The sequence below is a fragment of the Bradyrhizobium brasilense genome (assembly GCF_029714345.1).
In the GTDB taxonomy this organism is placed as follows: domain Bacteria; phylum Pseudomonadota; class Alphaproteobacteria; order Rhizobiales; family Xanthobacteraceae; genus Bradyrhizobium; species Bradyrhizobium australafricanum.
In genome coordinates this window covers 1,422,129-1,443,377 of the sequence record NZ_CP121669.1, presented here as the reverse complement: position 1 = coordinate 1,443,377, position 21,249 = coordinate 1,422,129, and the positions used below count along the sequence as shown (strand labels likewise).

The 21,249-nt window shown below is 61.2% G+C and carries 20 protein-coding genes; 9 read left to right on the top strand and 11 right to left on the bottom strand.

What is annotated here, in order from left to right:
* Positions 1–118: 118 nt before the first annotated feature.
* The 5 genes from QA635_RS06465 to QA635_RS06445 all read right to left on the bottom strand — a co-directional run bounded on the left by QA635_RS06465 (position 119) and on the right by QA635_RS06445 (position 3,494).
* Complete coding sequence (locus QA635_RS06465) at positions 119–391, bottom strand: DUF2312 domain-containing protein (RefSeq protein WP_016841616.1); 273 nt, start codon at positions 389–391, stop codon at positions 119–121.
* 248 nt (positions 392–639) lie between these two features.
* On the bottom strand, positions 640–942 hold the full coding sequence (locus QA635_RS06460; RefSeq protein ID WP_050422684.1) for a DUF1244 domain-containing protein: 303 nt from the start codon (positions 940–942) through the stop codon (positions 640–642).
* Between the two features lie 37 nt (positions 943–979).
* Positions 980–2,659, bottom strand: a complete 1,680-nt coding sequence (locus QA635_RS06455) for a recombinase family protein (RefSeq protein ID WP_283067947.1) — start codon at positions 2,657–2,659, stop codon at positions 980–982.
* 399 nt (positions 2,660–3,058) lie between these two features.
* Complete coding sequence (locus QA635_RS06450) at positions 3,059–3,328, bottom strand: hypothetical protein (protein WP_283067945.1); 270 nt, start codon at positions 3,326–3,328, stop codon at positions 3,059–3,061.
* On the bottom strand, positions 3,315–3,494 hold the full coding sequence (locus QA635_RS06445; protein WP_283067943.1) for a hypothetical protein: 180 nt from the start codon (positions 3,492–3,494) through the stop codon (positions 3,315–3,317). Before QA635_RS06445 ends, QA635_RS06450 begins: the two co-directional genes overlap by 14 nt.
* A 576-nt stretch (positions 3,495–4,070) precedes the next feature.
* Here QA635_RS06445 and QA635_RS06440 point away from each other — a divergent pair.
* From QA635_RS06440 to QA635_RS06420, 5 genes are all read left to right on the top strand, one after another.
* The gene (locus tag QA635_RS06440) at positions 4,071–4,205 is read left to right on the top strand and encodes a hypothetical protein (protein WP_283067941.1); all 135 of its coding nucleotides are present in this window, start codon (positions 4,071–4,073) and stop codon (positions 4,203–4,205) included.
* A gap of 130 nt (positions 4,206–4,335) precedes the next feature.
* Positions 4,336–5,016, top strand: coding sequence for a DUF1376 domain-containing protein (locus tag QA635_RS06435; RefSeq protein ID WP_283067939.1), 681 nt, complete (start codon positions 4,336–4,338; stop codon positions 5,014–5,016).
* Positions 5,013–5,396 (top strand): hypothetical protein, encoded by a 384-nt coding sequence (locus tag QA635_RS06430; RefSeq protein WP_283067937.1) that lies wholly within the window; start codon positions 5,013–5,015, stop codon positions 5,394–5,396. The genes QA635_RS06435 and QA635_RS06430 overlap by 4 nt, the downstream gene beginning before the upstream one ends.
* 129 nt (positions 5,397–5,525) lie before the next feature.
* Entirely contained in the window at positions 5,526–6,641 is a 1,116-nt protein-coding gene (locus QA635_RS06425) for a hypothetical protein (RefSeq protein WP_283067935.1), read from the top strand.
* Positions 6,642–6,856: 215 nt separating this feature from the next.
* A complete protein-coding gene (locus QA635_RS06420; RefSeq protein WP_283067933.1) occupies positions 6,857–7,831 on the top strand; it encodes a helix-turn-helix transcriptional regulator in 975 nt (324 codons plus the stop codon).
* 487 nt (positions 7,832–8,318) lie between these two features.
* On the opposite strand, the gene QA635_RS06415 is transcribed toward QA635_RS06420, so the two are convergent.
* From QA635_RS06415 to QA635_RS06405, 3 genes are all read right to left on the bottom strand, one after another.
* The gene (locus QA635_RS06415; protein ID WP_283067931.1) at positions 8,319–8,531 is read right to left on the bottom strand and encodes a hypothetical protein; all 213 of its coding nucleotides are present in this window, start codon (positions 8,529–8,531) and stop codon (positions 8,319–8,321) included.
* A gap of 141 nt (positions 8,532–8,672) precedes the next feature.
* Complete coding sequence (locus QA635_RS06410) at positions 8,673–9,137, bottom strand: DUF6998 domain-containing protein (protein ID WP_283067929.1); 465 nt, start codon at positions 9,135–9,137, stop codon at positions 8,673–8,675.
* 16 nt (positions 9,138–9,153) lie between these two features.
* Complete coding sequence (locus QA635_RS06405; protein ID WP_283067927.1) at positions 9,154–9,852, bottom strand: hypothetical protein; 699 nt, start codon at positions 9,850–9,852, stop codon at positions 9,154–9,156.
* A 305-nt stretch (positions 9,853–10,157) separates the two neighbouring features.
* Here QA635_RS06405 and QA635_RS06400 point away from each other — a divergent pair, with 305 nt between their 5' ends.
* Positions 10,158–12,026, top strand: coding sequence for an ATP-binding protein (locus QA635_RS06400; protein WP_283067925.1), 1,869 nt, complete (start codon positions 10,158–10,160; stop codon positions 12,024–12,026).
* A 24-nt stretch (positions 12,027–12,050) separates the two neighbouring features.
* Here QA635_RS06400 and QA635_RS06395 read toward each other — a convergent pair whose 3' ends face one another.
* On the bottom strand, positions 12,051–14,933 hold the full coding sequence (locus QA635_RS06395; RefSeq protein ID WP_283067923.1) for a class I SAM-dependent DNA methyltransferase: 2,883 nt from the start codon (positions 14,931–14,933) through the stop codon (positions 12,051–12,053).
* A 1,003-nt stretch (positions 14,934–15,936) separates the two neighbouring features.
* On the opposite strand from QA635_RS06395, the gene QA635_RS06390 reads away from it, so the two are divergent.
* Together QA635_RS06390 and pyk are read left to right on the top strand one after the other, a co-directional pair.
* The gene (locus QA635_RS06390) at positions 15,937–16,545 is read left to right on the top strand and encodes a DUF1036 domain-containing protein (RefSeq protein WP_038377731.1); all 609 of its coding nucleotides are present in this window, start codon (positions 15,937–15,939) and stop codon (positions 16,543–16,545) included.
* On the top strand, positions 16,542–17,978 hold the full coding sequence (pyk, locus tag QA635_RS06385) for a pyruvate kinase (protein ID WP_076828028.1): 1,437 nt from the start codon (positions 16,542–16,544) through the stop codon (positions 17,976–17,978). The genes QA635_RS06390 and pyk overlap by 4 nt, the downstream gene beginning before the upstream one ends.
* Before the next feature lie 76 nt (positions 17,979–18,054).
* Here pyk and QA635_RS06380 read toward each other — a convergent pair whose 3' ends face one another.
* Positions 18,055–18,483 carry an OsmC family protein gene (locus QA635_RS06380; RefSeq protein WP_016841620.1) on the bottom strand — a complete coding sequence of 143 codons (429 nt, stop codon included), beginning with the start codon at positions 18,481–18,483 and terminating at the stop codon, positions 18,055–18,057.
* Between the two features lie 93 nt (positions 18,484–18,576).
* Positions 18,577–19,251 carry a TetR/AcrR family transcriptional regulator gene (locus tag QA635_RS06375; RefSeq protein WP_026191806.1) on the bottom strand — a complete coding sequence of 225 codons (675 nt, stop codon included), beginning with the start codon at positions 19,249–19,251 and terminating at the stop codon, positions 18,577–18,579.
* A 378-nt stretch (positions 19,252–19,629) separates the two neighbouring features.
* Between QA635_RS06375 and QA635_RS06370 the strand changes: the two genes are divergently transcribed.
* A complete protein-coding gene (locus tag QA635_RS06370) occupies positions 19,630–21,129 on the top strand; it encodes a hypothetical protein (protein ID WP_283067915.1) in 1,500 nt (499 codons plus the stop codon).
* The last annotated feature ends 120 nt before the right edge of the window (positions 21,130–21,249 follow it).

The following is a 21,249-nucleotide window of genomic DNA, read 5'->3' as shown; positions in this document are numbered from 1 at the left end:
CACCCAAGCCTCGACAGGAGGTCTTCCAGCAGCTTTGACCTGAGCCTTGGCGAGAGCGTTGGGGAGAGCCTTTGGGGGGCGCCTTGCAGAACGCCCGGCAGGGTGGCCGCCGGCCGCCTCAGAGCATCCCCAAAGCCTGCATGTAAGTCTCCAGGATGGTCTCCTGCTCCTGGCGCTCGTTCGGATCCTGCTTGCGCAGACGGATGATGGCGCGCAGCGCCTTGACGTCGAAGCCGTTGCCCTTGCTCTCGGCATAGACGTCGCGAATGTCGTCCGAGATCGTCTTCTTCTCTTCTTCCAGCCGCTCGATGCGCTCGATGATGGACTTGAGCTGGTCCTTGGCAAATCGCGTTGCGGGCTCTTCCTTGACGGCGGCAGACGTGGTGGCCATCGCGCACTCCTGAACAGGTCTTGAAATGTTACGCGAATACGCGCCTTGCGCACCGCTTGCTGCGGGCGACCCTCGATTTTGGCGCGGCTTCCGTCAAGGAAACATCGCGCTCATCCACAGCGCGCCCACAGGAGATGCGGACGGCCGCGGAACAATGTCATTCCGGGGCGATGCGGCAGCATCGAACCCGGAATCTCGAGCTTCCGGGTCTGGTGCTAACGCACCATCCCGGAATGACGTTGCTCGGCTTAATGCCCGCTTTGGGCTTTCTTCATCGCCGCGAGTTGCTCCGGCGTCGCGCTGCCCTGATACTTCGCCTTCCATTCCTCATACGGCATGCCATAGACCGCCTCACGGCTCTCGTCCTTGCTCACGGCAAGGCCCTTGGCGTCGGCCTCTTCCTTCATCCAGTTGGACAGGCAGTTGCGGCAGAAGCCAGCGAGGTTCATCAGGTCGATGTTTTGCACATCGGTGCGGTTGCGCAGGTGACTGACGAGACGCCGGAAGACCGCGGCCTCGAGTTCCGTTCTGGTTTTGTCGTCAATGCTCATGATCGTGATCCCGTGTGTCGCGCTCACCATATTGATATCAGGTGGGAATTGTCTCATTTGCCACAAGCGGCATAGTAACCCCCTGTTCGGCCAACATTTCTTTCAAATTCCGGTTCTTGGGGAAGAGATCGACGCCCAAAATCACCGAAAGCCGGGCAATTGGCGTCACCTCATAGGCGTGCCGGCGCGGGGTGGGATGGACCAAGAACCGATCAAACAGGCTCCGGAAGGCGCTCCGGTACCGCGCGGCTTTGGCCGGATCGGCGCCAAGCCGGGACGCATCGCTCAGGGCGGCATGCATGACCTCGACATTTGAGGCGAGCTTATCGATCGCCGCCGGATGCAGGGCAATGACGTTGCTCTCGGCCGCCGTCGCCTCGAGCCTCGCCGCCAGCGCCGCCCGCTCCGCTTCCAGTTTGTTCAGCCGCTCCATCATCGGCTTGACGGGCTCGTCGCTTTCGCCGATCGCGGTCACGTAGCGGTCAATCTGTACCGTCAGCTTGTTAAGCTGTTTTTCGGCTGCGGCCCGATCCGCCGAAATCTCCCGCTGCCTCTCGGCCCACCGCGCGTGATAGGCCCGGGCATATTCGATCAGGGCTTTCGGATTTGCGAGATTGGCTTTCATGCCGTCCAGCACCGCCGCCTCCAAGCCGGACAGGTAGTAGCTTTTGCGGTGCGCGCATGTGCCCTTTTGGATTGCGGCGGCGCAAGCCACCCGGCCGCCGCCCTTCGCCGTAACCTGATAGACCCGCATGTTGCCGCCGCAAGCGCCGCAGCAAAGCATGCCGGACAAGAGGTGATCTTTGTATTGGCCGCGCCGCACCCCGCCCCGTCGATCATGTCCAAACCTGCTGGCGCGCTGATCGCAAAGCGCGTGAACGCGATCCCATAACCCCTGATCGATGATCCGCAGATGCGGGACGCTCGTCACGATTTGATCGTCCGGATTTGCCTTCCGCTGCGTCCGCTTTCCGGTCTCCGGATTGCGGATGGTCCGGTTTGAATTCCAGACAATCTCACCAACGTAGAGCCGGTTGCCGAGCATGCCGCGCCTTCCCATCATGCCACCAACGAAGGTTTGATGGTTCCAGTGCTTACCGCCGCCCGGCGATGGGATGCCCTCGCGGGTGAGATCGGCCGCAATCTGGCGCGCGGGCTTGCCATCCGCATACTCGGCGAAGATGCGCCGCACGATCGCGGCTTGCGCTTCGTCAATCTCGCGCTCTCCCGGTTTGCCGAGGATGCAGCGATAACCGTAGGTGAGCGCACCGGGGAATTTTCCCTCGCGGGCGCGGCCACTATGATGGCGGCGAACGTTGTCGGCCAGATTTTTGAGAAACATCGAATTGACGATGCCGCCGATGCTGGCGTGGATGTCAGTGACGGCTCCGTTCTGGTCAAAGATCGTGATGTCGTTGAACCGAAGGCGCTTGAAGATCGCGGCGGTGTCTTCCGGATCGCGCGACAGGCGCGAAAGGCTTTCGGTGATCACGCCATCAAAGGCGCGCTTCTTGGCGGCGGTCATCAGCGCCAGCAAGCCGTCGCGCTCAAACATACTCGCGCCGGACTTGGCGCGATCACTGAACACTTCGATGACCCTGTATCCCTCTCGCCGCGCGATTTGCTCGCAAAGCGTCACCTGATCATCGATCGATCGGTCTCGTTGCAAATCGGAGCTAAACCTTGCGTAGATGACCGCCGCCTTTTGCTTTCCCATCTTCTCGCCTGCCTAAAGTTCGGTTGTGCAATCGATCCCAATCTTCGTCCGCTGCCATCCGCCCTAGCGCCGCCGCCAATTCGAGCCATTGCTTTTCGTGGCTCGGATGGTTCGGGTTGCGCGGGTCGTCGGGATTGAGCGGCCGGATCATGCCCGGCCGCTTTCCCCCTTCGGATTTCCGGGAAGATACGCGGCGGCGACGCATTACTGAAACTCGTCGGACCTGCGGGAGATTGCCTAAAAAAGCAATAATCCCAGCAACCTACGGAAAGACCGACGCTTTTCGGGTCGGGTTTCGGCCTCTCGAAACGGGGCCTGCTTCACTCAGCCTGATTTGCCCGGGCGCCCGGGGCTATCGATAGCGCGGCCGGATCGGCCGTGCTCGATCGTCCTGCCCTCCTAGACGCTTATCGTTCTGGCCGCATCCCAAAGCGGCTTCTCCAACTCGTCGTATTCTTTAAGCAAGGCCGTCACGCGAGGGTTCGTTATTGGTGATGCTTTGGCGATCAGGTCTTGCAGCAAGAGGGTCCATTCGCCACTGGCAAATACAGGTCCCGTCAGTTCGTTGGCATCGAGACCGAGATCAGTCGCGAGTAGCATGACGATCTCATCATAGAGCGCCCACAGTCGCTCGTGAAGTGCCAGCGTCTCGCTGTCATCGTCCGCCATTTTTCCTCTCCGATGTGATCTCCGCCGCCGGCACATCGACGGTGCTTTCACCGTCGAGCGTGACGAGCCGCATCTCATTGTCACCCAGCGGCTTCTGCACGCGATACGGCTTGCCCCTCCAGCGGACCGTCGGAAGATCGTCGGGCGAGATAGGTTTGATGTCCATGTCGTTATCTCCTGTGTCCGTTCCCGGGACGCCCGTCACCGCAACAGTCGCGGCGACGGCGCCCCTATCGTGGGCGGGCAGGCACGTTCTCGTCGATCGTCGTCATGTTTTGCTGCTCCTCTCGGCCCGTTCGTCAGCGCGAAGGATATCCATTCTGCGGCCCGATAGCTCTCGGCTCGGCTAAGACCGACCTGCGCGCACTTGAGGGATGTTGTCGTGGTCGCGCTTCCATCATCCTCAACCTGCTTCGGCGGCGCCGTCAATGTTCCTGCCTGAAAAAGCGGGCAAAGCGGAACTACGCGGCGAAGCATTCGGGGAAAATTGATTTACGCAATTGGTCGGCAGAGATCGCGGTTTACACCGTGACAAGAGCGAAAATCTGAGTAACGCTTGATGCCATGTTCGGGCTCGCGCTGTTCTACAGCGTCATCATAAAAGGTCCGCCATGACGCCCACAGTACGTGCTGCTCGCGACCCCGCGCGGTCGAGCCTGATCGACTTCCCTTTGCCAATACGCGTGGCCTGGCGATCTCTTTCCCAATTCGCCGGGCCACGCCCAACGCAAAGGGAAGCTCGATGCCGAAATCAGCAGCTACGACGAAAGCCCCTAACGCCGAGGTAGCACCGAACGTGCTCGGCAAGATTGCCGAGGTCGGATTGCGGCTTTGGCTGCGATGCGGCCACGACCGCGATCGGCGCGTCACCACCTAAACGCAAAGAGCGCCGCTCTCGTCTAGCGGCGCTCTTTGTCATGTTCCGACCGGGCTTAGGTCGGCCTCTTACAGACCACTGCATCTACGCCCGGTGAACCTGTTCCTGTCAAGGGAAAGGAAGCCGAGCTATGAGTAAATTGCCCTCGCTACCGCTGTGGGTCGATGAGTGGACCGCGAGCACGCGCCATCTCAACTACGAGCAACGCGGCATTCTCCTCAGTCTGCTGATCCTAATGTGGGAGCGGCCGCACTGCCGAATTCCAAACGATAATGAATGGATGGCGCGCTATCTCGGTATATCGGAGGCCAAGGTCGGAAAAGTCGTTCGTCCGATCATCGTTGACCTCTGCAAATCGTCCGGGAATTGGATCACGCACGAGCGCCTGCGGAAGGACTATGAGTATGTGCGGCAAAAGGTCGAAATGAATAGGGCTTCCGCTAAGCGTCGGTGGAAAAAGGAAAAAGATGCGTCCGATCGCACTGCGACCGCAGATGCGGACGCAATGCTACCTACACCTACACCTACACTTACACTTACACTTACACACATCAAAGAAACACAGAGAGAGGTTCTCCCTCAGTCTGTCCCTAGTCCGATCGGAAATGATTGGCGACCATCACAAGCCGATAGAGAATTCGCGGCATCGCTAGGTTGGAATGCTGAGCGCGTCGATTTCGTCGCTAAGAAGTTCCGCACCTACTACCAAGCGAGGCCCTTGTCGTGCACCGACGTTTCGACTGCGTGGCGAATGTGGGTTCTTCGCGAGAAGAAGGACGAGCGAGATAATACACCTCGGGTAAGGGTATGACGGGGCCAGTTCGGATCGACCTTACCTCCCTCTCGCCGGACGACTTGGCCGCCCTGCGCGAGGATTTGCGCACCAAGCCGGGCGAGCGGACGGCAGAAACGAGGGCGGCGCTTGCCGAGCGGGATCGATTGGTTCGCGAGTTAGCAGCAACCTGTTTTTCCAATCTCTGCCGCCACCAGCAATCAGTGCGTATCCACGACGATCTTGCCCGTTATGCGGCGACGACGTGGACGCGGACGTGCAGTGACACCGCATGCCGGCACGCCGATCGGCGGCGGCAGTTGATCTGGGCAATCCTGAAAGCGCGCGGCGGCCATGTGCCAAGCGTGCGGTTGATCGACGATATCCTTACCTACCGCACGTCATGGCCGCGCACATAGCTCGGCGCATCCCGAATTCGCCGCTCGGAAACCCCGGCGGTATCTGCCGCCCTTTGCAGCGAGCTACCGGGGTTTCGCTGCAATGGAAACGTGGTTCGATCATGGTATCGATCATTGAGCGAGCGCATAATGGCAAACAATCAGCATCAGAACTTTGGCTTTGGTAGCAGGCCGCAGTTCACGAACGAGAGCGTGCCGCCGTCACCCACCGGAAACGTTGTTGCCGGCCCCTTGCCCGGCATGCTGGCGATGAACATCGGCGATCCGATGGATATTCTGCCGAACGAAGCGCGCGAGAAGGTCGAGCAAATGCGATTGCGGCGCGAAGAATTCAGCGCGTTGTACCGCGCGTCTTTCGAGGACGAGCAGGCGACACGCATCTCGATCGTCAAAATTGAGCAGCACATCGCCCAACTGCAAAAGCCGCGCAGTATGGGTGGCTACGGATGCGACGATAACAGCCAACAGGTTGTTGTGGAGCGAAGGAAGCTGGACCGTGCGCGCGGCGATCTTGACCGGCTCCTTGCTGCGCGAGAGCCGCGAGATGCAGAGAACACGCTCCTCGGCCGTTTGCTGCAAAATACCGAGGCGGCGGTCCGCGCGCGGCCAAACGGGACCGTCGCGCAGATGATCGAAATCGAGGTGCCGCCAATCAAAGGAAATATCCTCGATCGCATCGAGGATCGCAGGCGTCGCGGCCGCGAGTTGCAAGCTGATCTCGCGCGCTGCCGCGCCGCGCCGTGGCCGTCGTCGATCGCAAAAGCGCGGATGCGCGAGCAGATCGAAGCTCTGGCCGAGAGCGGGCGGCCGGACGCGATCGGTGCCGTCGAGCACAACGAGCCGATAGCGTTTCAGGCCCAAAGCCGTCAGGTCGAAATTCACAACGTTCCTGGCGGCGGCGCCATCGGATTTTCCGAGCAGCCCAATTCCATCGGACTGATCGCGTGGCTGTTCAAGGACGCGCTAATCGCCGCGCTCGACCGCGAGATCGACGAGGCCGCCGACGATGGCGAGGCATTGACGATTGAGCAACGCCGCGAGAGGGAGGCCGAAATTCTAGCCGACTTGCTGGCCGTCGAGCGCGAGGAAGTCATGTTAGTCGATCGCGCGGAAAAGCAGGGCCAGCACGTCGCCCACCGCGCCGGCACCGATCCGCTCGCGCTGCTTTCGATCGAGTGGGTCCCTGCCGCGCCGCCAGCCGCTCCGGAGGGCGCCGGTGAAGCCGGTCTCGTTCGTCACGCGTAACGTTTCCGATGCGTCGCCGCACGCATCGGCAGGCGGCGCGGCCCGGCGGATGGGCGATCCAATGCTGCCGCCCATCCGCCGAGAGCCGGCTCATCACCACAATGTCCGCCGTGCCGCTGATAGCGCACGACAGCGGTACACTTTGTAGTTTGTTTCACACGGCAGCGAAGCGCGATACGATTTCTTGAGGGGTTGCCCCCGGAACGGAGGTCAGATTGCCAACGTCATCTCAGCGTTTGCAATGGTCGACCGAGATGCTGCCGGAGCGCGTGCGGTTCTCCACGTTCCGTGACGAGTTTGCGCGGCTGAACCTCGCCTTGGACGTGATAGATCACAGTGGCGGCCGCCCGCGTATCGACGTCACCTACTTGTCGCTCGGCGCGGTTGGCGTTTGTCACCTCGTCACGACGCCGGTGGAGTTTATTCGTCACAAACACCACCTCAAGGATAGCCGTGAACAGTTCGGGCTAAACGTCGTCGAGGCTGGACCGGTCCAATTTACAAATGCTGGCCAAGAGCATGCCTATGATGTCGGCTCCGCTTGTTTGGTCGACCGAGGAAGGCCTCTGCGAGTGTTTGGGCCGCGTGGCGGGAGCGTCAAATTCGTAACCGTGCAGGCTGCCGCCCTTAGGTCTCTGGTTGCCAACCCGGAAGACCTATCAGGCCGGCCAGTACATTCCGGACCGGCGCTGAAACTTCTCAACCGCTACCTGCGGTCGCTCGCGTCCTTCAAAGAACCACCGTTATCAGCCGCCACCGTCGGCGTACATCTCGTCGATCTTGTAGCCGCGACACTCGGGCCGACCGACCAAGCAGCAGACATCGTTACGGAGCGCGGTGTGAGGGCGGCAAACCTGCAGGCGATCCTGGCGGAGATCGCGAGACGTTACAGCAATCCCAATTTCGATCTGAATAAGGTCGCGGGGGCGATCGGTATGTCGCGGCGATACGTGCAAAAATTGCTCGACGAGGGGACCGGAAAGTCTTTCACCGAGCATCTTGCAGGATGCCGGCTTGAGCGTGCCTTCGCGATGTTGACTGACCCGCACCATCTGCATTTGGCCATTATCGATATCGCGTATGCAGTCGGCTTTGGTGACGTTTCTTATTTCAATCGCATGTTCCGCCGGCGCTTCGGCGAGACGCCCTCCGGCGTGCGCGCCGGATCGACCGTGCGGGAACAGAAGTGACTTGCGGCTCCTTGCAGTGCGTATCGTGGGCCTTTCGCATGGCCGCCAAAGGCTGACATTTGCGCACCCGGATCGGGCCCCGGCCCGGTGAGCCGTCTAAATGAAGGAGGCCGCCAACTCAGGCGGCCTCTTCATTTAGCGGGCCCCAGCACCCTTTGGGGGCCTATGGGAGGCAGGCGCTGGGGCCATCTACCGGCCCGAGTGGCGCGGTCGGGCCAGGTTCGTTCGCTCAAACAAACACGGCGATTGCAGCTATCCCGATCGGGGTCAGTCCAAACAGGACAATGCTCACACAAATGAAGATTTCGGCCATAGCAAACCCCGCCCATGGGAACCGCACCAGCTTATGCCCGGAACTTTGCGCGCTGAAAGTGCAGTTTGTGCCCGTGGGCCAGAGACCGTAGTCCTACGGGTATTCCAGCGTTCGCTACCCGCGCCGGTGAACTGCCGCTCATACGGTTTGCCGGCCGGCCGGTGGGGAGACCGTTTATGGCCGCCGCGCCGCGATCGATCCGCCAGCGCCGCCAAGGTCCGCCTCGGTCAGGGTCAGGCCCGCAAAGGTTCGAGCAACCGGCATCGCGCGATCCTTCATCACCTGCCGCTCCTTTTGGCGGAGCTTTCGCACCCGCGATCCGAACTTGATGCGGTCGGCACCCGACAACCGCCGCCAAATCGCCCACGCTTGATCCAGATCAGACATTCCGGCACCTCCGATCGGCGATAACTACGCCTTCACATCGGGAACCGAAACCCGGAAACGGCCGGGGCAAATATGCGAAAGGCGCGCGGTCCCGCGTACCCGCGCCGGATTGCTGGATCGGTAGGACCCGCCCAATGGTCCTTAGGCCAGAACGGACAATCTCTTCGGTACCCGACTGCTATCCGGGATGTCAGCCGATAGCCTCTTGAGCACAGTGTTCGGGAAGCGAAGGAGTTTCTCTCCAATGCCCGCCCGGCCAGCGTAATGATCGAAGATGATCCGACCCGGCCCGTTGAATATGACCTCATGGGTACCGTCTCGGAACAGCTTAAAGCCGAGATAGAGGTCGGGGATCGTCTTGAACGTTAGATGATCTTGAAACGTCGCTTTGATTTGAACCCCACGGCCATCGGGCATTTTGCCATCGTGGATCGCTCGGCTTACGTCATCCAACTCAATGTCGAATTCCGTTGCTGCAATAATTTCTCCTATATCGCCGACCAAACGGCCGTCGATCGTGAACTGCCTGTGAGCGAATTCAGTTTGGAGCATTCCGATACCCTGAAAGATGAGGCCGAGAGCCTCCTTGATCTGCTTCTGTGACATAGGCGCGGCGCTCGCATCAGGGCACTGACTTCGTTTCTGGATCGCTGATAAACGCCAAAAACGACCGACCCAGTTCGGTAGAACGGCGCTCTAGCAGTCCGCTGCCGGTCATCATGGCCTGCACGGAGTTCGTCGTTGTTAGTCCCATGCTGTGGAGATCAAGGACCATGCGGGTCATTAACTCGCCGTTGCTGTGAATTTCAGGGAATGCGGCTTCTATCAGGTGCGCAAAGGCTCCGCCCAGCGATATACTCTCAGCTTTCCGGACGGCCGCAGTATTGCTTCGCGGGTTATCGAAAAACGACAACAGCACTGCGTGCATCGGCGTGATGCGATCCAGCATCTGGACGAAGAGCAGCCTGACCGTCTCGTCAACATCGCCAACGGCCGAATTGATGATCGCGTTTTGCAGCAGTTTCTTCTTGTCGGCCGAAGCGGTTGTCGTTGCTAAGCGCACGGCCTGAATGAACGTAGCCTGAAATTGTTCGTTGTCGCGCAGGTTCTCGGGGCGAAGGCGCTCACTGGTAACCTCTAGGGCGATTACGCGCTCCAGCGTCGCCTTCATGAAATCATCGCGGCGTTCCTGCGCGGGGTCACCTATTACGAACGCTAGGAATTCGTTGAGCGTGCCACCAACCACCGGCAAGGCACCAACTGCCGCCTTGAGGCCACGGTTTAGGAAATCCTCGGGGCGGCTACCAAAAACGTCGTTCATTCCTGTCTCCGTCAATTCGACGAGTACATGGTAAAAGCCCTGCGACCGCAAGACCGCTGGACCAGTCTTCCCGTCGCGCTATGCAACCTTGAGCTTTTCGGCTCTAGTGGGACCGAGCGCAGGGGGTGTACCGCGCCTTGGGCTCACCAGCGGCCCTAGCACCTGAGCTAGGGCCGCTCCCGCTGGCACAATTCGCGGATCGCGTCGGGTTGCGTCTCCGTCGGCCGTCACACCGCAATTCTACGGATATCCGCGCGCCGAACATCATGTATTAGCATGCCCCCTGTAGTTGTACTGGGGGCTACATGAAACTAACCAAATTGAAGCTAGAGAACTTTCGCTGTTTCAAAGACGAAGTTTGCATCGATTTCGACGACATCACCGCGATTGTGGGACGAAACGACGTCGGGAAATCCACAATCATGGATAGCCTCGCGATCTTCTTTGACGAGGCCAAGCCGGACAAAGACGACGCCTGCCTTTCGGGCGATCGCAAGGCAGTCCGCATTACGTGTGAGTTTGATGATCTTCCTGAGAAGATCATCCTGGATGCAGACTACGAGACCAATTTAGAGGCTGAATATCTCGTCAATTTGGAGGGCCGGCTCGAAATCCGCAAGACGTATGACGGCTCACTCGTGACCCCCAAGCTTACCTCGGTGGAAGCCATTGCGGTACACCCCACCGAAGACGGAGTGAATGACTTACTGCAATTGAAAAAGACGGAGCTTATCGCGCGAGCCAACGAACTCGGGATCGACCTCACCGAGGTGAACAAACAAGCTAATGCACCAATCCGGGCGGCGATCTGGCAGCGCACAGAAGCGCTCAAGCTGGACTTAGGGCCTGTCTCTTTGGAGAAAGAGGGCGGGAAAATCTGGGCTACTTTGACACCCTACCTTCCGACGTTTGCCCTGTTCAAATCCGACAGAGCGAGCACCGACCAAGACGCTGAGGCGCAGGACCCACTAAAGGCAGCCATTCGCGATGCGCTCAAGGCTGTCGAGCAGGATTTAGCCAAGGTCCAAGCCCATGTGGAAGCTGAGGTGCGCAAGATAGCGGAGGCAACCGTTCAGAAGATCAAGGAGATGGATGCATCGGTCGCCCAAACTCTCAATCCCATTATTGCTACGAAGAAGTGGGATAGCCTATTCCAAACCAGCATCACGGGCGATGAAGGAATTCCTCTCAACAAGAGAGGGAGCGGGGTCAAACGCCTTGTACTCCTGAATTTCTTTAGGGCGAAGGCCGAGAAGGCAGCGATCGAGAGGCAGGCCGGCTCGGTCATCTATGCGATTGAGGAGCCCGAGACGGGCCAGCATCCGCGAAACCAACGCATGTTGATGTCCGCGTTGTCTGACCTGTCTGCGACCGCTGGGCGGCAGGTAATTGTGACCACCCACACGCCCATGCTTGCCCGAGCGCTGCCCGATGCCTCCCTGCGGTTTATTGAGGCTCAACCAAACGGAAATCGAACTATAGTAACTGGCGGGCCCACTACAAATGCCCGGATCGCTCACTCTCTCGGCGTTTTGCCGGACCATTCGGTCAAGCTGTTCGTGGGCGTAGAAGGAAAGCACGATATCTCCTTCCTCAAGGGTATGAGCAAGGCACTTAGGGCCGATGGAGTGGACGTGCCGGATATTGAGGCGCTTGAGATATCTGGCGAACTCATCTTCTTCCCATTCGGAGGTTGCAATCTCGCGTATTGGACCACTCGGCTCGAACCCCTCAACAGGCCGGAACTGCACATTTACGACCGCGACAATCCGCCGCCTCAACCCGGGAAATATGATCAGTTTGCCGCAGAGGTAAACGCGCGCCCGGGTTGCTCGGCGGTTACGACTAGCAAGCGTGAAATGGAGAACTTCCTCCATCAGGATGCCATTCGGGAAGCCTACCAACAGCAAAACATAGTGGTCAATTTCGGAGCGCCGTTCGCAGACTTTGACGACGTACCCGCTCTTGTTGCGCAGGCGGTCCTCGCGGCTGGAGGAGGGGCGCCTTGGCCTATCGACGATCCGCAAAAATGCGCGAAAAAGACATCAAGGGCAAAAACGCAACTCAACACAGCGGCGGTCGCCAGGATGTCCCACGCCCGTCTCGCTCAGTGCGATCCGGGAGATGAGGTAATCGGCTGGCTCAGAGAAATAGGCCAGAGGATGGTGCAATAGGCCGCTTTCCACCGCCGCTTGATCTCAGTCCGCAGGCTCGTCTTGCATCTCGGCAGCACTCGCTGCTGCGGCCCGTTCCTGATTTAAGGCAAACAGCCGCGCTAGCGCATCTTCTTCCGAAATGTCAGCGGGCCAGCCATATGCGGCGGCGACAGCGGCGTCCAACTCGGCATGAGCATTCACCAGCCACGTTGGTCGCTCATTGTAGAGCTTGGTAAGGGTGCGTTTCTTCAATTCCCTGTCCGCATGCTCATTTATCGGAACGACGCGCTCGGGAAAGCCAGCGACAATCTCCGGCTTCCGTTGGACTAGGTCGGCGGGATTTAGCCAGTTCTCGCGCAACTTATGCAATCGGTCGGCCGCCACAGCGATCTGTGTCGCGCGCGGACCATTCGCATAAGCCGCAGCCAGGATATTCGGCGCAAGTCCGACCGGAAACGGAAATGTCTCGAACCCTGTGCTTGGCGTATACTGCGGATCGTTGCCAACGCCATGCCAACCGCCAAGTCGAAGCGACCAAGCCTCGTGGAAGCGGCTATGCAAAATGCCAAATGTGGCATCATCGTCGCGAACCACTACGTTTATTCGGCTATCGGGCAACACCTTTGGTGAGACCCAGACAAAAATGCGATGCTTCGAAACACGAGGCGTGGCGATCAAACGCTCCAGCCCGATCGTCTTCTTGCGCAATCCGGGAACAGTCTCTCCATGCTGCCACCAGAAAATTCGGCGGCGCTCGCGATTATTCTTGTCCCTCAACGGTTTCACGTTCCGTCGAACGTACTCGAATGGTGCTTCGTATATCGCTGCCTCTTTCTCGGGCATGTCAGCGAAGTCAATAATCCAGTGGTCCGACGACCGTCTTGTCACGTCTTGTCCATTCAGCCACGGGCGAACAACGTCGGAATTAGATCGCCCATTTGGGTTTCGCGGCAACTGTAGCCAGTTTCTTGCCGTGTCGCCCGTAACATCAAATGGCCCTACCTTTACCGGTCCTTGGAAGCACCATCCGACGTTTTCCGGCAGGGGCAGAGCCTTCGTCAGATCGACAGTATCGCCGGTGAGATCGGCATGGATTGAGGCGACCCGTTTGCCATTCAAACGATATTGACGTGGATCGTCCATCTCTCTGGCGAAACAGACGAGCGAAACGCGAACAGCCGCTCCGTCCACCACCCATGGCTCGTCTGCCCAAGCGTCGAAGATGGTTGCGCCTTCTGAAATCTTGTCCAGCACGAACCTGTTCGAGCCGCGGCGAATAGCTTGCGTGGACACGAGCCCGACCGATTTGGATAAGCCGGCTTCGACTGCAGCCCTAGCTTTTTCGAACCAGTAAACAACCAAATCGACCCCGCCCGGCACGCGACCAGCGAACTTTGAACGCAATTTGTCGACATAGGCCGTACCAAGGACACTCAGCATGGCCTTGTCGCCGAGGAAGGGCGGGTTGCCGACGATTGCGTCAGCATCCGGCCACATCGCTTCGCTGCCATCTTCATTCAACACTGCATCGCGACACTCGATATGATCGAGAGGCTTCAATATCGGTCGGTCGGAGACACCGAAGCCGTTCCGTCGCATCCATTGAATTTCGCCGATCCACACGGAAACGCGCGCCAACTCTGCGGCGTAGGGATTGATTTCAATCCCTTTGACTGCGGCTGGGCCGACCTGCGAGAACTCGCGTTGAAGACCCATGACTTCCGCTTCGATGCTGACGCGATGTTCGATATCCTTGAGCGCAAGAAGTGCGAGATAAAGGAAGTTGCCCGACCCACATGCTGGGTCGAGAACTCTAAATGCGCGAAGCTTATTCAAGAAGGAGCGATAATCAGCGACGGCCTGATCGTGGGCTTTCGTGCGCGCGCTTGCCGATTTCGCCGAGCGAGATTTCTCTACTGAACTTGCTAATTTCTCCTTTGCCCTTTCCCATTCTGCGAGCCATGGACGCACGATCACAGGATCGACGATCATCATAATCTTTTCCCGATCCGTGTAGTGTGCGCCCAACTGCGAGCGCTTGTCCGGATCAAGGCCGCGTTCAAACAGTGTGCCGAGAATGGACGGATCGATTTCAGCCCAATCCAAATTAGCCGCGACCAGTGTTAGCGCAATGTCGTCCTTATCCAGCGGCAGCGCCGTGTCATCGTTGAACAGCCCGCCGTTGAACCATGCAACATGTTCGAAGCCAACCCGTCCTCCGGATTGCATGGCCTTAAATAGGTCGCTCGCAAGCGCATGAAACTCCTCTGGCCGCGAGGAGGCATGTTCCAGCATCCGCTTGAACATCTTGTTTGGAAGAAGATCGACATCTTCCGCGAACATGCAGAAAACCAGCCGATTGATGAAATGGGCGACAACCTCGGCGGGATGGCCTCGATCGCGCAAGCGTTGGGCAAGCTTTGCGAATTCGGCGGCGGCTTCCTCGGTGAGCGTTTGCCGGGTCTTGCCCGGCTTCAACTGCTCAGGATCAGAGAATGCCCATTTGAGTTTTTGCCGGATATTGGCATCGCGCAGATCGTCGAGGCCGAATTGATGGACCGCCGAAACGCTGTTGGTCCAGTTGGTGTGGATTTCAAACCGGTCCATATCGCAGACGACCAGCAGCGGCGGATTTTCGAGCGCCAGAGCATATTGCTGCAATTGCGCGAAGGCCGCTTTGAGGTCCTTACGCTTGCCCTTGTACTCCCACCCAAAGTGATCGCGCTTCCAAACGTCGGCCCACCCTTCGCCGCCAGTCGTCTTGGTGGCACCGCGCTCAAATGCGTACCACTCGCCCGTCGGATCGGCGTCCGTTGGAGCGGGTTCGCCTAGCATTCGGCAGAGGTCGATGAAATGAGATTGAGCCGCCGCTCGCTCATTCAGTTCGACGTTCTTCCACTTTCGGATAAATTCATCAGGCGTCACGTCCGCAGCCCCCCGGCTTTCGGCGGCATTATCGCAATGGTTGCATGAACACGGCCATCGCGAGCCGGGTCAACCCCTCCCTAAGTTCCCCCACAGTAATCGATCGGCCCGATCCTTCATTTTTTTCGCCACATGTCGGGTGCGAAGTCCTCTGGCATCTCCGGCAAGTCTTCCGGATCGGCGGGATCGGTCTGATTGCAGGCGGGGCAAGGTGCGCCAGCACCGCCGCAGTTGCACGCCCGATCGCCAAAGAACGGCCGATCCGGGTGGGTCTCACAAACCCACCGGCCATTGTCGCACCGAGCACAGAACTTCATAACTTCCACCCCGGCGAGAACGGAACCGCGCGCCCGACCATGTCGTGCCAGTCGGCACGATGTTCACCGCGCCCGCAGCTCCGCATTCCTGGCAGACGAGGCACCAGCCCACCCGGGACCATGGCCGGTCCTGCGGCAGCATGTCGAGGCGGATATCGACCATGCGGCTGCACCCGTGGCACCGGACGTTACAGGTGGCATGGCCGTCCGCAATCCACTCGGCGGGGCTACCCGGCGGGTAGCGACCGGACCATCTCGTGTAGCGGCGGCGGGGCATGCCGCGATCAAAGCGCCGTGACCGGCGACTGGCAAATTATCAATCCCTCGCGGGTCCGCGCGGCACGAGCCTACCTTTCGTCGTGGCTTGCTCTGTCCGCCCGTTTACGGCCCGGCACAGGGAAGGGCCTCGGAGGTGCCCTTGTCATCTCTCTGCGCGGGCCGGAGGGCGGCCCGCCCCCCTTACCGGCACGGCATCAAGCAGCGGCCCGCCAGCGGCCCAAGGAGACGGTATCGCTGTGATATTTTTGGCAATCGCGATTTGTCACAGATTTTGCCATATCGGCGCGCAAAACGGACCGGTCCGGCCACCCTGGCCATGGTCCGACAGCGTCGCAGACGGGCGCCCGCCCGTTGACAGTGCCGGCCGGGCACGCGAAATCGTCCATGATTTGATATAGCTTCGCTGCATGAGCCCAACAGATTCCCTCGCCTCAGCTCCCCGCAATATCCGTCTGACGTTGGCCGGCCTCCTGCCGGTGCTGGCGCTGGTCGCGGCCTGCCTGTGGACGAGCCCGGCGGCGGCCGATTTCCGGCTCTGCAACAACACCTCGAGCCGCGTCGGCATCGCGCTCGGCTACAAGGACGCCGAGGGCTGGACCACCGAGGGCTGGTGGAACGTGTCGTCGCGCACCTGCGAGACCTTGCTGCGCGGCAACCTTGTGGCGCGCTATTACTACATCTACGCTCTCGACTATGATCGCGGCGGCGAATGGTCCGGCCAGGCCTTCATGTGCTCGCGCGACAAGGAATTCACCATCAAGGGCACCGAAAATTGCCTGGCGCGCGGGTTCGACCGCACCGGCTTCTTCGAGGTCGACACCGGCGAGCAGCGTGCATGGACCGTCCAGCTGACCGAAGCCAACGAACAACAGCCGCAGAAAGTACCGGGAATGCCGGGCGGCGTGGGTCCAGGAAGTCCCGGGGCGATGCCGGGCCTGCCCAACCCGCCGCCGGGCGCAGCGCCGCCGGGCGCGTCTGGTCTGCCGCCAGCCGCACCACCCGGAAACAAACCATGAGACGACTGCGTCGAATCAAGATCCTCGCAACGCTCGGCCCGGCCTCCTCAGACAGCGCGATGATCCGCAAGCTGTTCGAGGCGGGCGCCGACGTCTTCCGCATCAACATGAGCCATACCCCGCACGACAAGATGCGGGAGCTGGTCAAGACCATCCGCAATGTCGAATCGAGCTACGGCCGGCCGATCGGCATCCTGGTCGACCTGCAAGGGCCGAAGCTGCGGCTTGGCTCGTTCGCGGAAGGCGCGACCCAGCTCAAGAACGGCCAGAGCTTCATTCTGGATTCCGACAAGACGCCGGGTGACAACAGCCGCGTCCAGCTTCCGCATCCGGAGATCCTCGCGGCGCTCCGCCCGGGCCATGCGCTGCTGCTCGACGACGGCAAGGTGCGGCTGATCGCCGAGGAAACCTCGCCCGAGCGCGCGGTCACGCGCGTCGTGATCGGCGGCAAGATGTCGGACCGCAAGGGCGTCAGCCTGCCCGATACCGATCTGCCGGTGTCGGCGATGACCGCAAAGGACCGCGCCGACCTGGAAGCTGCGCTGCCGGAGGGGATCGACTGGGTCGCGCTGTCCTTCGTGCAGCGCGCCGAGGACGTGATCGAGGCCAAGAAGATGATCCGCGGCCGCGCCGCCGTGATGGCCAAGATCGAGAAGCCGCAGGCGATCGACCGCCTTGCCGACATCATCGAAGCGTCGGACGCGCTGATGGTGGCGCGCGGCGATCTCGGCGTCGAACTGCCGCTGGAACGGGTACCGAGCCTGCAGAAGCAGATGATCCGGATGGCGCGCCGCGCCGGCAGGCCGGTGGTGGTCGCAACCCAGATGCTGGAATCGATGATCCAGGCGCCGGTGCCGACGCGCGCCGAAGTCTCCGACGTCGCCACCGCCGTCTACGAAGGCGCCGACGCCATCATGCTGTCGGCGGAATCCGCCGCCGGCAAATTCCCGGTGGAGGCAGTCTCCACCATGAACCGCATCGGCGAGGAGGTCGAGCGCGACCCGACCTATCGCAACGTGATCAACGCGCAGCGCGTCGATCCCGAAGCGACGGTGGGTGACGCCATTGCCGACGCCGCGCGGCAGATCGCCGAGACGCTCGACCTGTCGGCGATCATCTGCTGGACGTCGTCAGGTTCGACCGCGATCCGCGTGGCGCGCGAGCGCCCCAAGGTGCCGGTGGTCGCGATCACGCCGAACCTCGTCACCGGCCGCAAGCTGTCGGTGGTGTGGGGCGTGCATTGCGTGGTCGCCGAGGACGCGCACGATCTCGACGACATGGTCGACCGCGCCGGCTCGATTGCGTTCCGCGACGGTTTTGCCAAGGCCGGCCAGCGCGTCATCATCGTCGCCGGCGTGCCGCTGCGCGCGCCCGGCACCACCAACATGCTGCGTATCGCCTCGGTCGGCCCGAAGGGCGACGCGCAGCTCTAGATTCCAGTTTGACGCGTTTTCTTCACGCGAACCGGTGCCTGTTTCGCTCGAAACGCTCTAACCCGCCGCGCCGCGATCAGCCCTGCAATGACGCGTCGAGCGTGATCTTGGTGTTGAGCAGCTTCGACACCGGACATCCGGCCTTCGCCTTGCCGGCCAGTTCCTGGAACGTCGCATTGTCGGCGCCCGGGATCTTCGCCGATAGCGTCAGATGCACCGCGGTGATCGCGAAGCCGTCGGCGACCTTCTCCAGGGTCACATCGGCCTTGGTCTCCATATGCTCCGCCGTGAGCTTGGCTTCGCCCAGGATCAGCGACAGCGCCATCGTGAAGCAGGCGGCGTGCGCAGCGCCGATCAACTCCTCCGGGTTCGAACCGGGCTTGCCCTCGAAACGGCTGGCGAAGCCGTAGGGGTAATCCGAGAGCGCGCCGCTCTTGGTCGAGATCGCGCCCTTGCCGTCCTTGATGCCGCCCTGCCATTTGGCCGAGCCATGGGTCGTCGTCATGGGTTGCTCCGTGAGGTGGTTGAGCCCAGCCCCGAAACCTACAACGCCAATGCGACAGAAGTGTTCTTCGCGCGCGTTGGCCTCATCCTGGACTCAGGCGCCGACCAGCGCCTTCGCCGGAGTCGTCGCCTGCACCACGAGGCCACGCGCGCGTGCGTCCATCACGCCGACCGCGCGCAGCGCAAGCAGCGTCACGGTCTGCACCGCGTCACGCAGCTTGATCGGATCGTCGAGATTGGCCGGCGCCAGCGGGCCGACCAGCGCTTCGTGCAGCGCGCCGAGCAAGGCGGTGGCGGCCAGCGCCGTGTCCTGCGCCGGCAGGTGTCCGGCGCGCACCGCGGCATCGATGCGCATGGCCAGCTCACCGGAAATGTCGCGGCGGCTGGCGAGGCGCGAGGCGGTGACGTCGACGTCGACCGGCTCGGCCAAAATGCCCCAGGCGAGCTTGCGCTGCGACAGCACGTGGACCGCGATCGTCGTCACCGCGGCGGCCAGCGCCGATGACGGCCCCGGCGCGGCATCGGCGGCACGCCGGATCGCCGTGAGCTCGTCGCGCGAGACTTCCGTGATCAATTCCGAGATCAGCTCGGCCTTCGACGGGAAATAGCGGTAGACCGTTCCGGCCGCGACATTGGCCCGCACCGCGACGGGTGCGATCTGGACCGCTGCCATACCGCCCGCCGCCGCCGCGTCCCGCGCAGCCGACAGGATGGCGCTGCGCCGCGCGGCCAGCCGTTTCACGACCTGATGAGTTCGCCGGTAGACCATGGCGTTCCGTCCCCCCGCCGTGCGCCCCGCCGGCGCCCACCGGCAGAACACACGAGTCTTCAACGTTTTGAGCGATTGATCCCGCAATCGCCTGAAGAAGTGAACAACTATTCAGACTGAATGACAAGCTGGAATTGTAAGGATTTTTTGCAACCTCCGGTACCACCTCTGATTGAGCCGGCGGCGCTCCGACCCCTCCCCGACCGGATCAGGGCCGCGATGGTAATCGCTCGAAATCGAGACATCTGATCTTGCGCACACTCGCAATATCGCCGCGGCATTTACCCGAATTTATCGGAAGCCGTGGTCGAGTGCGCGCTGGCGTCACGCGTGGCGTTGGGCTCTGGATGCCCCCGGCCGAAACAAGCAAGAAAGCGCATGTCACTCTCCATCACCAGCAGCGTGAGCAGCCGTAGCGCGGCGCGAGGACTGGTGCCGCTGTGCGCCGCCGTGGGTGCCTATCTGTTCTATCTCTCGGCCGGCGAAATCCTGCTGCGCGATTCCGACACGATGTGGCAGATCAGGGTCGGACAGTGGATCCTCGAACACGGCGCGATGCCGACGTCGGACGTGTTCTCGTTCACCCGTTTCGGCGAGCCCTGGATCTCGAGCTCGTGGCTGTCGCAGGTGGTGTACGCGCTCGTATACGGCGGCGATTGGGCCGGACCGGTGATCCTGTCGTCGATGGCGATCGGCGCGACGGTCGCGATCTTCCTGCATCTGTTGAGCCCGTATTTCGATCCGGCGCGCGCGCTCCTGATCGCGGCGCTGGCGCTGCTGTTGTCGACGATCCACTTTCTGGCGCGGCCGCATGTGCTGGCGCTGCCGGTGCTGCTGGCGTTCATCGGCGGCCTGCTCGCGGCCGCGGATCGCCGCACTTCACCGTCATGGTGGCTGCTGCCGCTGATGACGCTGTGGGCCAATCTGCATGGCGGCTTCGTTCTCGGGCTGGCGCTGATCGGACCGATCGGACTGGAGGCGGTGTGGAACGCGGAGCGCAGCCGCCGCCGCCAGCTTGTCGTGCGATGGGGCCTGTTCGGCCTCGCCGCGCTGGCCGCGAGCTGCCTGACGCCCTATGGCTGGAACAGCCTGCTGGGCGCGACCAAGATCCTCAGCCTCGGCAAATTGCTGACGCTGATCGGGGAATGGAAGCCGGCGGATTTCAGCAAGCCGAGCTTCTTCGAAGCCACGCTGCTCGGCCTGATCGGCCTGATCTGCCATCGCAGGCTGATGCTGTCGGTGCCGCGGATCCTGCTGCTGCTCGGGCTGATCTGGATGGCGCTGAGCCATGTCCGCAACATCGAGGTGTTCGCGTTCATCGCTCCGCTGGTGCTCGCCAAGCCGATCGCCGAGCAATGGGGAACGGCAGGCGCCACCGCCGCCCGCTTCGGAGAAACGCGCTCATTCCCCGTCGTCACGATCCTGGCTGTGATCGCGATGGTGATCGGCGCGTGGGTGACGACGGCGATGTTCGTCGCGCAGCATCAGTTCAAGTTCTTGCCGATGTTCTCGCCCGTTGCCGCGGTCGATGTGCTGCAGCAGCACAAGGCGCAGCGCGTGTTCAGCACGGCGCCGTTCGGCGGCTACATGGTCAGCCGCGACATGAAAGTGTTCATCGACGGCCGCGCCGAGCTCTATGGCGAGCAATTCGTGCTCGACTACTACGATGCGCTCGACGCCCGCGACGTCGGCCAGTTGCTGGGCCTGCTCGACAAATACCGGATCGATGCCACGCTGTTGAGCTCGGACTCTCCCGCCGGCAACGCGCTGGATCACCTGAAAGGCTGGAAGCGGCTGTACAAGGACGACATCGCCGTGATCCATGTGCGCTCGGACGAGAAGAGAGCCGGCGCGGCGGCGGGTCAGAGCACGAACTAACCGACGCTGCATAAGTCCAAAATCGCATCGTCGTCCCGTCATCCTGAGGTGCGAGCCTTGCGCCGCTGGGCGAGCCTCGAAGCATGAATCGGCCACCAGTCGGGCCGTCGATCCTTCGAG